General features: G+C 66.1%; 14 protein-coding genes and 1 pseudogene. 9 read left to right on the top strand and 6 right to left on the bottom strand.

Annotated features, from left to right (window positions below):
* The first annotated feature begins 177 nt into the window (after nt 1-177).
* From MHZ91_RS11575 to MHZ91_RS11535, 9 genes and pseudogenes are all read left to right on the top strand, one after another.
* Nucleotides 178-414, top strand: a complete 237-nt coding sequence (locus MHZ91_RS11575) for a lipopolysaccharide assembly protein LapA domain-containing protein (protein WP_175121496.1) — start codon at nt 178-180, stop codon at nt 412-414.
* Nucleotides 415-491: 77 nt separating this feature from the next.
* Nucleotides 492-926, top strand: coding sequence for a hypothetical protein (locus MHZ91_RS11570; protein ID WP_175121497.1), 435 nt, complete (start codon nt 492-494; stop codon nt 924-926).
* 40 nt (nt 927-966) lie between these two features.
* Entirely contained in the window at nt 967-1,464 is a 498-nt protein-coding gene (locus tag MHZ91_RS11565; protein WP_175121498.1) for a glycine zipper 2TM domain-containing protein, read from the top strand.
* Nucleotides 1,465-1,557: 93 nt separating this feature from the next.
* Nucleotides 1,558-1,701: pseudogene (locus MHZ91_RS11560) on the top strand (DUF4172 domain-containing protein); the annotation flags it as partial.
* A gap of 53 nt (nt 1,702-1,754) precedes the next feature.
* Entirely contained in the window at nt 1,755-2,411 is a 657-nt protein-coding gene (locus MHZ91_RS11555) for a response regulator transcription factor (protein ID WP_239213680.1), read from the top strand.
* 1 nt (nt 2,412) lies between these two features.
* Nucleotides 2,413-3,828 (top strand): ATP-binding protein, encoded by a 1,416-nt coding sequence (locus MHZ91_RS11550; RefSeq protein WP_239213678.1) that lies wholly within the window; start codon nt 2,413-2,415, stop codon nt 3,826-3,828.
* Between the two features lie 108 nt (nt 3,829-3,936).
* Nucleotides 3,937-4,356 carry a YgiW/YdeI family stress tolerance OB fold protein gene (locus MHZ91_RS11545; protein WP_239213677.1) on the top strand — a complete coding sequence of 140 codons (420 nt, stop codon included), beginning with the start codon at nt 3,937-3,939 and terminating at the stop codon, nt 4,354-4,356.
* 130 nt (nt 4,357-4,486) lie between these two features.
* Nucleotides 4,487-5,068, top strand: coding sequence for a GTP cyclohydrolase II RibA (gene ribA / locus MHZ91_RS11540; RefSeq protein ID WP_255809482.1), 582 nt, complete (start codon nt 4,487-4,489; stop codon nt 5,066-5,068).
* Nucleotides 5,069-5,202: 134 nt separating this feature from the next.
* Nucleotides 5,203-7,635, top strand: coding sequence for a membrane-bound PQQ-dependent dehydrogenase, glucose/quinate/shikimate family (locus MHZ91_RS11535; RefSeq protein WP_239213674.1), 2,433 nt, complete (start codon nt 5,203-5,205; stop codon nt 7,633-7,635).
* An 85-nt stretch (nt 7,636-7,720) separates the two neighbouring features.
* Here the strand turns inward: MHZ91_RS11535 and MHZ91_RS11530 are convergent, their stop codons facing one another.
* The 6 genes from MHZ91_RS11530 to MHZ91_RS11505 form a co-directional block, all read right to left on the bottom strand.
* The gene (locus MHZ91_RS11530; protein WP_218343895.1) at nt 7,721-7,936 is read right to left on the bottom strand and encodes a hypothetical protein; all 216 of its coding nucleotides are present in this window, start codon (nt 7,934-7,936) and stop codon (nt 7,721-7,723) included.
* A gap of 100 nt (nt 7,937-8,036) precedes the next feature.
* On the bottom strand, nt 8,037-8,981 hold the full coding sequence (locus MHZ91_RS11525; RefSeq protein WP_239213673.1) for a 2-hydroxyacid dehydrogenase: 945 nt from the start codon (nt 8,979-8,981) through the stop codon (nt 8,037-8,039).
* Nucleotides 8,982-9,000: 19 nt separating this feature from the next.
* A complete protein-coding gene (locus tag MHZ91_RS11520) occupies nt 9,001-9,702 on the bottom strand; it encodes a GntR family transcriptional regulator (RefSeq protein ID WP_239213672.1) in 702 nt (233 codons plus the stop codon).
* Between the two features lie 5 nt (nt 9,703-9,707).
* On the bottom strand, nt 9,708-10,709 hold the full coding sequence (locus tag MHZ91_RS11515) for a biotin-dependent carboxyltransferase family protein (RefSeq protein ID WP_239213671.1): 1,002 nt from the start codon (nt 10,707-10,709) through the stop codon (nt 9,708-9,710).
* Nucleotides 10,706-11,473, bottom strand: coding sequence for a 5-oxoprolinase subunit PxpB (gene pxpB, locus MHZ91_RS11510; RefSeq protein WP_239213670.1), 768 nt, complete (start codon nt 11,471-11,473; stop codon nt 10,706-10,708). Before pxpB ends, MHZ91_RS11515 begins: the two co-directional genes overlap by 4 nt.
* Complete coding sequence (locus MHZ91_RS11505) at nt 11,470-12,501, bottom strand: ABC transporter ATP-binding protein (protein ID WP_239213669.1); 1,032 nt, start codon at nt 12,499-12,501, stop codon at nt 11,470-11,472. The genes pxpB and MHZ91_RS11505 overlap by 4 nt, the downstream gene beginning before the upstream one ends.

The raw sequence follows: 12,501 nt of genomic DNA, 5'->3' as shown, positions 1-12,501 counted from the left end.
CACACATGCCGTTTTTGCGGCGAGAGACATTCTGTTCCTGTTTGCGGCGGCGAACAATGACGGCTGCACGCGGCCCTGTTTTTCTTGTTTTCGCGCCGGATGAGTGGCATAGTTTTTCGCACGACGGGCCCCAGGGTGGCTTCGGGGCGGTTCGACAACGAATACGAAAGGTGCCTCATGCGTTACCTGTACATCGTATTGATCGTGTTGCTCACGGCAATGGTTTTGTCGTTCAAGATCCAGAACTTCGAATCCGTCACGCTGACGCTCTGGACCTCCACCTTCACTTTGCCGGCGTCGGTTCTCGTCATCGGCGTCTACATCCTGGGCATGCTCACAGGCGGCTTTTTGCTCAGCCTGCTGCGTTCCGCCTTCCGAGGGGCAACCGGCCGTCCCGCCGGGCCCACCCCCTGACGATTCCCCAAGCGCCACCCGGCTTGCCGCCGTGCGCCCGCAGTCAGGGCGCGAACGCGTACTTAGGAGCAATCCCGATGAAAAGGCTATTCCTTGTCCTGACCACGTGCGTGCTGGCCGGCTGCGCCGGCACGGTCGCAACGAAGAACGACCTGGCAAAGTACGGCACGCCACCCAGCGACGACGACCTGTACCAGTACATGTCGTCGCTGCGCGACACCATGCCGCCGACCCGGTATGTCAGTTATCGCGACAAGGGGTACGCGGAATCCGTGAAAAAGACCACGGTCATAGCGGAGGACGGCAAACCGGTGTCCGCCTGGCAGTACGACTTTGAGGTCGCCGGCTACGACCAGCCAGGCCCCGAGCAGCCGCAGTGGACCGCGCGGCGCGTCGTGTTCTTCAATGGCCGCGCGATAGGCGGTTTCGATGCGAACGGGAAGTTCATGCGCACGAGCGCCCAGCCGCCAGCAGCGGCCGCGCCCGCACCCACGCCGGCGCAGCCGCGCTAGGCCTCGGCATTCCCCATTGCGCCGTTCCGGAGAACCCACCATGCAAAAGCCTCAGCAGGCCGCCCCGCGTCGTCCCCTGACCCTTATCGCCGCAAGCGGCATTCTTGGCCTGGCCACCGTCCTTGCCGGTTGCGCCAACCCGTCCGCGTCGTCCCGCGTCTACACCTTCGACCAAGCGCAGCGCGCCCAGACCGTTACCCTGGGCTACGTCATCGGCGTGCGGCCCGTCACCATCCAGGCCGCCCAGACCTCGGGCCTGGGCGTCATCGCCGGCGGCGCGCTGGGCGCCGTGACGGGCAGCGCCGTCGGCGGCGGTTCGGGGCGCCGTATCACCACCGTCGGCGGCGCGGTTGGCGGCGCCATGGCAGGCAATGCCATCGAAAACGCCAGTGCCCGCCGGGCAGGGCTGGAAATCACCGTGCGCCTGGATTCGGGCGACGTGCGCGTCATCACGCAGGAGGCAGACGTGCCGATTTCGACCGGCCAACGCGTTCAGATCGTGACGCAGGGCGGCGTGAGCCGCGTGGGCGGGATTTGACGTCGATGTAGTGCCTTTCAAACCGTGATTGCCGCTGGATGCGGAGATTAGGCGGCTTATTCTCCGCAAATTTTGCGGAGAATAAATCGCTCGAAGCTCACCACCACCAAATGGGCCGCCATCGCCAAATGTTCGCCCGATACGGCTCTGCGCGACATCACCGATCTCCTGAATCGGAACATGCTCCGCAAAGCGGCCGCGGGCGGACGCAGCACTAGCTACGAACTACCGGAATGACGTCCCGCCGGCAGGCTTAAGATTCGCTTCATCCTGTCGCGTATAGTCAGCGCATGCGTATCCTACTGGCCGAAGACGATGTATCCCTGGGCGAGTCGATCGAATCGTGGCTGGAGCTGGACGGCTACGTCGTCGACCGCGTCACGCGCGGCGATCTTGCCGAGACCGCGCTTGCCACGCACGACTATCACGGCGTGCTGATTGACCGCGGGCTGCCCGGCATGACGGGTGACGACCTGCTTCGGCGATTGCGCGCGCGGCGCGACAACGTGCCGGCCATCATGATCACCGCGCGCGACGCGGTGCCCGACCGCATCGAAGGCCTGGATCTGGGTGCGGACGACTATCTGGTCAAACCGTTCGATCTGGAGGAGCTGTCCGCCCGCATCCGCGCCGCCTTGCGCCGCCGCGACGGCAACGCCACGCCGGCGCTGGAACACGGCGGTGTCTCGCTCGACGTGGCCGCCAAGCAGGTCCGTTACCACGGCGCGCAGGTGGAGCTGACGGCGCGGGAGTTCGCCATCCTGCACGCGCTCATCCGCCATCCCGGCCACATCGTGTCCCGCGCGCAACTCGAAGAAGCCCTGTACGGCTGGGGCGACGAAGTCGAAAGCAACACGATCGAAGTGCACATCTACAACCTGCGGCGCAAGCTGGCGGCCGACCTTATCAAGACGGTGCGGCGCCAGGGTTATCGCCTGGCCGACTGACATGCGCTGGCGCAAGAAGACATCCAGGACTCCATCCAACGCCGCGTCGAAGGCCCCGCGCGGCTATTCGCTGCGGCGGCGCCTGATCGGCACGACACTCGGCTCCAGCATCCTGGTCGGACTGGTCAGCACCCTGATCGTGCTGGCCATCGCACGCAAGGAGGTCAACGACGCCTACGACGACTGGCTGGAAGAGGGCGCGCGGCTGGTGCTGGCGCTGGGCGAAGGCAGCATCGGCCGCGTGGCCGGCGAGCGCTCCCAGGCCGACACGCAACCCGCGCTGCGTCTGGACTACCAGCTGGTGTCGCGCACGGGAGAAGTGCTGTTGCGCGGCGAAGACGCGCCCAAGCGGCCGTTCGTGGACCCCGAGCGGCGCGGCGACCGCTATTACGACGTGCGCGCCGACGGCGAGGACTGGCGCGTGTATGTCCGCCATCACGACACGCTGGGGTTTTCGGCACAGGTCGGTCAAGAGATGGACGAACGCACCGATCTGATCTGGGACATGCTCGAATCGCTGGCGTGGCCGCTGGTCGGCCTGTGGGTCCTGTTGGGGCTGATCAACTGGTTTCTGATCTGGCGGCTGCTCAAGCCGCTTGCGCGCATGACGCGCGGCATCGAGGGCAAGTCGCCGACGGACCTGTCGCCCGTGGCCGAGGAGAGCAGGGCGTATGAAGTCCGGTCGATCACGGCGGCGCTGAACCGTCTGCTGGGCCGGCTGGATCATGCGCTGGAAGCCGAGCGGCGCTTCACCGCGGATGCCGCCCACGAACTGCGCACGCCGCTCGCGGCGCTGGCGTCGCGGATCCAGGTGCTGCAACGCAGCCATCCCGCCGAACAGGCGCCGGCGCTTGCCGCCCAGTTGCAGCGCCTGCGCGCCGACATGATGCGCACGACCAGCCTCGTCGAAAACCTGCTGCAGCTGGCGCGCCTGGATCCGCAATCGGCCGATGCCATGCCCCGCGAGCGCGTTGATGTGCCCAGCCTGCTGCAGGACGCCGCCGACGCCTGCGCGCCCACGGCGGCGGCGCAGGGCACTACGATAACGATCGATGCGCGCGAGACGGCACTGGCCGGCAACCGCGATGCGCTTTTTACGGCCTTGCGCAACCTGATCCATAACGCGGTGTCGTACGGCCGCGAAGGCGGCCAGGTGCGGGTCGCTGCCGAACGCGCGGGTCAATACGTCGCGCTCAGTGTGAAGGACGACGGCCCGGGCGTTGCCCCGGCCGATCTCGCGCGCTTGACGCAGCGCTTCTATCGCGTGCTGGGCACCAATGTGCCGGGAAATGGCCTTGGCCTGTCCATCGTCGCGCGCGTGGCGGATATGCACCGCGGACAATTGCAGTTCGGGCCGGGGCTGGACGGCCGGGGGCTGGGTGTGACGCTACTTGTGCCCATCGATACGAAGGCCTGACGACATCACGGTCGCATCCGTGCCTAAAGCTAAGGTCTGCTTCATCTTCGGGGCGTCAAATGGCGCCATGTTCAACAACGAAGCGCAATCCGCGCAAGGAGCTGCACCATGACCCAGACTACCCGTCGTTCCACGTTCATCCGCACCTTCCTGGCCAGCGCCGTGCTGGCCAGCGCCGCCGTGGCAGGCGTGGCGCACGCGCAGGGCTACACGGGCCCCAGCACCGGCAAGCCGGCGGCGCAGGGCTATAGCGGCCCCAGCACGGTGGCCGTCACCACGGTCAAGGAATTGCTGGCCAACGGCCGCGATGACCAGAACGCCATCCTGCGTGGCCGGATCGTCTCGCACGACGGCGACGATCACTACACCTTTGACGACGGCACGGGTCAGATTCGCGTCGAAATCGACAACGACGACTTCCCCGCCGGCCAGAAGATCGACGACAAGACTCAGGTCGAACTGCGCGGCGAACTGGACCGCGATCGCAACAACGTCGAGTTCGATGTGGACAGCGTCCGCGTGATGTAAAGAGCGTGCGGCGGGCGCATACGGTATTCTGTCGGCCTCAAGTCGATACCCGTACCTGTTTGTCGTGAACCCCGTAACGCCCCCCGCCGCGGTCCAGCTGCCCGAAGCCACCATCCGCGCCACCGTCCGGTTGCCCATCCGTCTTGCCGACGGCTCCGAAGCACAGGCGTTGGCGTACAGCTTTCACGGCCTGGCCGACGCTCGCGACCATCTCGCCCTCAAATTCGGGCAACCCGGCCCGCAGCCGCTTGTCCGCCTGCATTCCGAGTGCATGACCGGCGACGTCTTCGGCTCGTTGCGCTGCGACTGCGGCCCGCAACTGCAGGAAGCGTTGCGTCTTATGAGCCAGGAGGGCGGTTACCTGCTGTACCTGCGCCAGGAAGGGCGGGGCATCGGCCTGTATTCCAAGATCGACGCGTACCGGCTGCAGGAATTGGGCTACGACACCTACACCGCCAATCTGGAACTGGGCCACGGCCTGGACGACCGCGACTACACGCCGGCGGCGCAGATGCTGCGGGCGCTGGGCGTTGATGATCTGGAACTGCTGACCAACAATCCCGACAAGCGCACGCAGTTGGAACGCATGGGCATCCGGGTCAGCGGTTGCCGCCTGACAGGGGTTTATCCGAACGAACACAACAAGGGCTATCTGCTGGCCAAGGCGCTGCGCACGCAGCACCGGATCGAGCTCGGCCAGACCGAGGAGTGATGGCCCGCAAGTCCGCTAGCCGCCCCCCGGGGCGGCTTTGCTTTTCCCGAATGTAAGGACAAACCCTTATACTCTGGGCCGGTCGATGGGCCGCATTGCCGGCTGCATGGCCGTATCGTGTTTTGGAATTCCCTATGAATCAACAACATAAAGACCTGTCCGCGCTCGCAAAAGCGTGGCTGTTTGTGCTGGGCGCGTGCATTCTGGCCGCCGGGCTCTTCTTCGGTTACCACGGCGCTCGCCTGGTGGCCCTGAATGGAAGCTGGTATTTCGTGGTGTGCGGCGTCGTGCTTGCCCTCTCCGGCATCCAGATCGCCCGCCGCCGCCCCAATGGCGGCCTGCTTTTCGCGCTGGCGCTGGTCGGCACCGCGATTTGGGCGGTCATCGACGTGGGCCTGCAATTCTGGCCGCTCGTCTCCCGCGTGCTGGTGTTCGTGGGCTTCGGCATCCTGGTCGCGCTGTCGCAGCCGCTGCTGCGCCGGGCACAGAAGCTGCCGGCCAACCCGGCGCCGTCCCGCATCGCGGCCGCCGTGCTGGCGCTGGCCTTTATCGCGACCGTGGCCGGCATGTTCGTGCCCCACGCGCCCGTGTCGCAAGGCGAGACCCTGGCGCTCAAGCCCGTCGCACCCGGCCAGGAACAGAAGGACTGGGCGCACTACGGCAACACCGCCGGCGGCACCCGCTTTGCGGCGCTGGATCAGATCACGCGCGACAACGTGAAGGACCTTGAGGTTGCCTGGACCTACCGCACGGGCGACACCCCCGTCAGCCCCGGTGGCGGCGGCGCCGAAGACCAGCAGACCCCGCTGCAGATCGGCAACCGCGTGTTCCTGTGCACCCCGCACAACAACGTGATTGCGCTGGACGCCACCACGGGCAAGGAACTATGGAAGGTCGAGATCAACGCCAAGCAGAAAAAGTGGATGCGTTGCCGCGGCCTGGCTTATTTCGATATCGATGCGCCGCTTGAGCAGCCCACCGTCGAAGGCGCGACGCCGGTCAAGGCCGTGAGCCTCGCCGCCGGCGCCGCGTGCCGCCGCCGCATCCTGATGAACAGCGTGACGCCCGAGCTGATCGCGCTGGACGCCGACACCGGCGCCTTCTGCGCCGACTTCGGCAACCAAGGCCGCGTGGACCTGCGCGCCGGCATGGGCAAGGGCGCCGACAAGGGCGAGTATTACCCGACCTCGGCCCCGACGCTGGCTGGCACGACCATCGTCATCGGCGGCCGCGTGGCGGACAACGTCAGCACCGACATGCCTGGCGGCGTGGTGCGCGGTTTCGACGTGGTGACCGGCGAACTGCGCTGGGCCTTCGATCCGGGCAACCCGGAAGACCAGGCCGCACCCGCCGACGGCCAGACCTACGTACGCTCGACCCCGAACGTGTGGGCGCCGATGTCGTATGACGCCCAATCGAACACCGTCTTCATGCCGGTTGGCAGTGCCGCGGTGGACCTGTGGGGCGTGAAGCACACCGCGCTCGACCGCAAGTACGGCGCCTCGGTGCTGGCCGTCGATGCCAGCACCGGCCGCGAGAAGTGGGTCTACCAGACCGTGCATGACGACCTGTGGGACTTCGACGTCCCGATGCAGCCGTCCTTTGCCGACTTCCCCGTCGACGGCAAGACCGTGCCCGCGCTGGTGTTCGGCACCAAGGCCGGTCAGATCTTCGTGCTGGATCGTCAGACCGGCAAGCCGCTCACCCGCGTCGAAGAACGCAAGGTGCCGGCCGGCAACATCCCCGGCGAAACCTATTCGCCGACCCAGCCGTTCTCCGTCGGCATGCCTTCGATCGGCGCGAACGACATGAAGGAATCGGACATGTGGGGCGCCACGCCGTTCGATCAGCTGCTGTGCCGCATCCACTTCAAGTCCAAGCGCTACACGGGCCTGTTCACGCCGCCTGGCACGGATCCGTCGTTGAACCTGCCCGGCTCGCTGGGCGGCATGAACTGGGGCGGCATCTCGATCGACCCGGTGAACGGCTACCTGTTCATCAACGACATGCGCGTCGGCCTGGAAGTGCAGCTGGTCGAAGCCGGCGCCAACGCCAAGAAGAGCGACGGCAATGAAGCCGCCGCCATCCAGGGCCCCGTGGCGCTGTCGGGCACGCCCTACGCGATCAACGCCAAGGTGCGCTTCATGTCGCCGCTGGAGATCCCGTGCCAGGCGCCGCCGTTCGGCACGCTGACCGCCGTGGACCTGAAGACGCAGAAGATGGTCTGGCAGGTGCCGGTCGGCACGGTGCAGGACACCGGTCCCTTCGGCGTCAAGCTGGGTCTGCCGATTCCGATCGGCATGCCCACCATCGGCGGCACACTCGCCACGCAGGGCGGCCTGGTGTTCATCGCCGCCACGCAGGACTACTACCTGCGCGCGTATGACGCCGGCACGGGCAAGGAAGTGTGGAAGGTCCGCCTGCCGGTCGGCAGCCAGGGCACGCCCATCAGCTACAAGTCAACCGCCGATGGCAAGCAGTACATCGTCATTTCGGCCGGCGGCGCCCGCAACTCGCCTGACCGTGGCGATTATGTGATCGCCTACGCGTTGCCGGGCAAGGTCTGAGCCTTGCGGTAGGTTGAACGCTAGGGCGCTCCACGGAGCGCCCTTTTCGTTGTGGGCGAGGGCAGCGGACGTGGTGCTGCGGGACCTAACCGCTGTGCCGATGCTTGCCGGTCTTGATGAACAGGTCCGAAAAACTCTCCCAGTCCTGCAGGTACACGAACATCTCGCCGTCATCGCCTTCACACAGCGCGGATCCCCGGCTGCTTTCCTCCCAGAATGCGAAGAAGGGAAGCCGGCGGATGTCGTCCAGGCGCACCAGACGGTCTTTCACGATGGGCAGCCCAAAGTAGGTTGTGGTCATATGCCTGGCCTCGATGTTGCGACAGGGAGGAAAAATCTTACCGGCGAAAGTGAACAGCCAAGAAGAGCTAAAGAAGGTAGTGCGCCAGGACTGCTGCGGGTCAACACAATGGCGTGAGCAGCGGCTCGTCGGCGTATAGACGTTCCGTGTTATCCAGGAACATCTGCACCATTGCCTGCATAGCCTCGGGCGACCACCCGGCAACGTGCGGCGTCAACACCACGTTGTGCAGATCAGCAAGGCCCGCAGGCAATTGCGGTTCGCCTTCATAAACATCCAGCGCAGCACCCGCAATCGTCTGCTCGCGCAGCGCGCACTCCAGAGCGGCGGTGTCCACCACGCTGCCGCGCGCGATGTTGATTAGATATCCATTCGCGCCCAGACGCGAAAGGACGCCGGCATCGATCAGGTGGAAGGTCGCGTCGCCACCGGGGATGGCGACCAACAGCACGTCAGACCATTGCGCCAATTCTTCCAGCGTTGAAAAGTAACGATGCGCCGAACCCGTGCGTGGACGGCGGTTGTGGTATCCGATCTGCATTTCGAATGCCTGCGCTCGCAATGCCACTTTTTCGCCAATTCCCCCAAGGCCGACAATGCCCAGCTTCTTGCCCGACACGTTGGGAGGCAGCGGCAACTGGGTGCGCCACACGCCTTGCCGCGTAAGCTGGTCCAGACGCGGAATGCCACGGATAACCGCGATCATCAGGCCCATGGCGTGGTCGGCGACACAACTGTCGTTGGTGCCGGCCCCGTTGGCGACCTTGATGCCGCGCTGCCTGGCGTGATCCAGGTCGATTTTTTCGTAACCGGCGCCCATCGAATACACCAACTTCAAATTGGGCAAGGCGTCCATCTGCTCCGCCGTCAAGCCAATGGCGCCGATGGTCATCACCACCTCAACGCGCGAGGCGTGGTCGGCAATGGCCTGCGCGTACTGCTCTGGCGTCGGCGTGAAGATGACTTCGAAGTGGCGGGCGATCTGGTCGCGGTCGGACTGCGTGACCGGATTCATGATGATGAGTAGAGGCTTTGGGGAAGACATGCTGGGAGGGGAATCCATATCAAATTTCGGTGTGCCGGGCGACCAGACCGACGCGCACGTTGCTCAAGTGGGCTTGCATCGCCGCGCGCGCGCCTTCCGGGTTGCGGTCCACAATAGCCTGCAGGACGGCAATGTGCTCGTCGCAGCCAGGGATCAGCCGCTCCGGCGCGCCATTCTGGTCAAAACATCGCGCCTTGATGCGCAGGTCGTGGATGGCCTGCGCCATCAGCCGGTTGCCGCTAGCCCGGGCGATGCTGTCGTGCAGCAGGTTGTCGACACGATGATTCTCTTCGTGAGTGGCGTGTTGCCGGCGCCGGATCTCTTCGACCTGCTGGAGCAGGGCAGCAGCCTCAGCCGGGGGCATGCGGGTCGCGGCCGCGGCGGCCGCGTCGCCTTCCAGCAACACGCGCATCTGGAAGATTTCCAGGTACTGGCGCAGCGACGGTTCCGGTACGATCAGTTGGCCGCGGGCGGTGCGAACCGCAAAGCCCGCGCCGATCAGCCGGCTCATCGCTTCGCGCAGCGGCGTGCGCGATACGCCTAGCGCGCTGGCGAGCGTGCGCTCCTGCAGCGGCCGGTTGATGGGCAATTTGCCGAGCTGGATCATGTCCAGCATGGTCGAATAGGCCTCTTCGACCAGGTCTCGCGCGTCGGAGGGGGAGGCCGCGGCCGCCTGCCGAAGCTGGAGCGAGGAGGGTTCCATGGCGTGCGTGATCGACATGTGGTTCAGGGAAAGAGTAGGGGGAAGATGGGAAAGTTCGGATCGGCCCGTAGCGCAGCTTCGCGGTCGCGGATCCAATCCGAATAGTCCCGCCAGCGTTGCACGGCCTGCGCCGGTTCCAGCGGCTCGAAGCGCACCCGCTGGCCCGGCCGCATCTGGGCGAGCCGGGGGAGGTCGGCGGAGATCACGGTTGCGATCTTCGGATACCCGCCGGTGGTCTGGCGGTCATTCATGGCAATGAGGGGCTGCCCCGCGCCCGGGATCTGGATGCTGCCTGCCGCAATGGGGTCGGTGATGATGTCGGCGCCCTTGGCATGCGCGATGGCCGGGCCTTCCAGGCGCAAGCCCATGCGGTCGGACTGAGGCGCCAGGCAATACGTGGCTCCAAGAAAGCGTTCGATTTCAACCGGTGCAAAGTGGTCCTGCTGCGGCCCGAGCACGATGCCGACGGGCTCGTCCCGGTAGAACCAGCCGGTGTCGCGGGCCGCCAGCCACCGTCGTGGGAAGCGGCTTCGGCTATCGCCCGTGCCGAGCACGTCGCCTCGCGCCAGCGCACGGCCATCGAGGCCCCCGAGCCGGGCGCGCGTAAGCGTGGACGCGCTGCCCAGGACGGGCGTGACGGCAATGCCGCCACCGACCGCGAGATAGCCGCGAACGCCGCGCTCCAAGGGCCCGATCGTCAATGTGGCCCCCTCTGGCAGACGATGGGACTGCCAAGGAGTCAGGGCGCGCGCGGGCAATGCGCCGGTTGCGGCGATGTGCAGAGTGGCAGTACCAGCGAAAGCGATTGCACAGTCTGCGTCCAGCACCGTCAGCCGGCCGCCCAGCAAGGTGAATTCCAGCGCTGCGGCGTTGGGCGTGTTGCCGACGAGCGCGTTGGCCAGGCGCAGCGCACCCGGATCCATGGCGCCCGATGGCGGCACGCCCATGTGCTCATAACCCGCGCGGCCCAGGTCCTGCACCGTGGTCAGCATCCCGGGCACTTCGACGCGTAGCCGGGCTTTCATGGCCGGACTTCCCTTTGTGGCTGCGGACGGCTGGCGGGATCGTCCTGCTGGGCGGCCAAGTGTTCGAACGCGTCGGCGTCGATTGGCGTGAACACGACCTCGTCGCCAGCTTCGAACAAGAAGGGCTGGGCATGGCGCAGATCAAAACTGCGCCAGGGCGTGCGGCCGATCAGGTGCCATCCGCTGGGCCCGGGCACCGAGGCGATGGCGGTCTGCTGCCCGCCAATGTTGACGCTGCCCGCGGGCGTGTGCGCGCGGGGCATGGCGCGGCGGGGCGTGTGCAGCAGGGGATCGAGGCCCCCTAAATACGCGAATCCGGGCAGGAAACCTACCATGTAGACCCGGTAGACGGGCGCCGTGTGGCGCGCGATGAGCTGCGCGGGGGCCAACTGGTGTAGGTCCGCGAGCGCCTGCAGGTCCATCCCGTGGTCGCCGCCATAGCAGACGGGAACCTCCCAGCGGCGTGGAACGGGCATGGGCGCGCCAGCACAGGCGTCAAGGCTGCGTGCGATCAGGTCGCGCACTGCGCCGTGCCCAATCAGGAGCGGATCGAAGCCCACCGCCAGCGAGCGGTACGCGGGGACCACGCTCGACAAGCCTCGAGTCTTGCGCAAGGCGCTTCGCAGCTTGTGCGCCAGCGCCAGCACCTGTGCGTTCGTGTCGGCGTCGATACGGTCGGCGAACTCGATCAGCAGCGTGCGGTCACCTGCGGGAACGATGCGGGGCACCGGGGAAGGCGTGGAGATTGGCGCGGCGGTCATCATGCTGCGTTGGCGAATTCCATGGCGTCAGCCGGATGAAAACCCCATGTCACGGCCTGGCCCGGCGTGCGCTGAGCCACGTCCTCGTTCAACGGCGCATAGGCCAGGATGATCTTGTCATAGGCTGCGATGAAGACCTTCCAGTGCACGCCGCAGAAGGTCGACGCCACCACTTTTCCCGGATGCCGCTGATCGCCGCCGGCCAGTCGGCTGCCCAGGCGCAGATGTTCAGGTCGCACGCCCAGCACGCCGTCGTTGGCAGGCAGGAAATTGCACTCGCCCAGGAAGCCCGCGACGAAGGCGCTGGCCGGCGTGCGGTACAGGCTCTCCGGTGATCCGGCCTCGACAATGCGGCCCTGTTCCAGGATGACGATGCGATCCGACAGGTTCATAGCCTCTTCCTGGTCATGCGTGACAAAGACGACGGTCAGCCCCAATTCCTGGTGCAGCCGGCGCAATTGAAGCTGGATGGACTGGCGCAGGTTCTTGTCCAGCGCGCCCAGCGGCTCATCCATCAGCAGGATGTCCGGGTTGAACACCAGTGCGCGGGCCAGCGCGACGCGCTGCTGCTGACCGCCCGACAGCGCACCCGGCTTGCGGTCCTGAAGCGGAGTGAGGCTCACCAGATCCAGGGCTTCCAGCACGCGGCGGCGGACGTCTCCATCGTTCAAGCGCCGCATGCGCAGCGCAAACGCCACGTTCTCAAACACGCTCATGTGAGGGAAGAGGGCGTAGTTCTGGAACACCATGCCGATGTTGCGATCCGCGATTGGGGTGTGCGTGACGTCGCGTCCCCCGATCGTCACCACGCCCGCATCCGGATGTTCGAATCCGGCAATGATCTTGAGCAGCGTGGTCTTGCCAGAGCCGGACGCGCCCAGCAGCGTGCAGAACTCGCCTCGGGCCACGGCCAGGTCGACCTCGGGCAGGGCGACTGAATCGCCATAGCGCTTGTGGATGCCCGCGAGAGTCAGCGGCTTTCCTTGGCTTTCCGGCGGGCGTTGCGGGAGGATGTCGTTAGCGTTATGCAT

It is taken from the genome of Achromobacter sp. ACRQX, assembly GCF_022346505.1.
GTDB lineage: Bacteria > Pseudomonadota > Gammaproteobacteria > Burkholderiales > Burkholderiaceae_B > Achromobacter > Achromobacter animicus.
The sequence above is the reverse complement of the archived record's forward strand: the minus strand, read 5'-3'. Positions and strand labels throughout refer to the sequence as shown.

What these genes read in the sequence shown, in the direction of transcription:
- MHZ91_RS11575 (WP_175121496.1), top strand. Translation starts at nt 178, where the DNA reads ATGCGTTACCTGTACATCGTATTGATCGTGTTGCTCACGGCAATGGTT.
- MHZ91_RS11570 (WP_175121497.1), top strand. Translation starts at nt 492, where the DNA reads ATGAAAAGGCTATTCCTTGTCCTGACCACGTGCGTGCTGGCCGGCTGC.
- MHZ91_RS11565 (WP_175121498.1), top strand. Translation starts at nt 967, where the DNA reads ATGCAAAAGCCTCAGCAGGCCGCCCCGCGTCGTCCCCTGACCCTTATC.
- MHZ91_RS11555 (WP_239213680.1), top strand. Translation starts at nt 1,755, where the DNA reads ATGCGTATCCTACTGGCCGAAGACGATGTATCCCTGGGCGAGTCGATC.
- MHZ91_RS11550 (WP_239213678.1), top strand. Translation starts at nt 2,413, where the DNA reads ATGCGCTGGCGCAAGAAGACATCCAGGACTCCATCCAACGCCGCGTCG.
- MHZ91_RS11545 (WP_239213677.1), top strand. Translation starts at nt 3,937, where the DNA reads ATGACCCAGACTACCCGTCGTTCCACGTTCATCCGCACCTTCCTGGCC.
- MHZ91_RS11535 (WP_239213674.1), top strand. Translation starts at nt 5,203, where the DNA reads ATGAATCAACAACATAAAGACCTGTCCGCGCTCGCAAAAGCGTGGCTG.
- MHZ91_RS11530 (WP_218343895.1), bottom strand. Translation starts at nt 7,936, where the DNA reads ATGACCACAACCTACTTTGGGCTGCCCATCGTGAAAGACCGTCTGGTG.
- MHZ91_RS11525 (WP_239213673.1), bottom strand. Translation starts at nt 8,981, where the DNA reads ATGTCTTCCCCAAAGCCTCTACTCATCATCATGAATCCGGTCACGCAG.
- MHZ91_RS11520 (WP_239213672.1), bottom strand. Translation starts at nt 9,702, where the DNA reads ATGTCGATCACGCACGCCATGGAACCCTCCTCGCTCCAGCTTCGGCAG.
- MHZ91_RS11515 (WP_239213671.1), bottom strand. Translation starts at nt 10,709, where the DNA reads ATGAAAGCCCGGCTACGCGTCGAAGTGCCCGGGATGCTGACCACGGTG.
- pxpB (WP_239213670.1), bottom strand. Translation starts at nt 11,473, where the DNA reads ATGATGACCGCCGCGCCAATCTCCACGCCTTCCCCGGTGCCCCGCATC.
- MHZ91_RS11505 (WP_239213669.1), bottom strand. Translation starts at nt 12,501, where the DNA reads ATGCATAACGCTAACGACATCCTCCCGCAACGCCCGCCGGAAAGCCAA.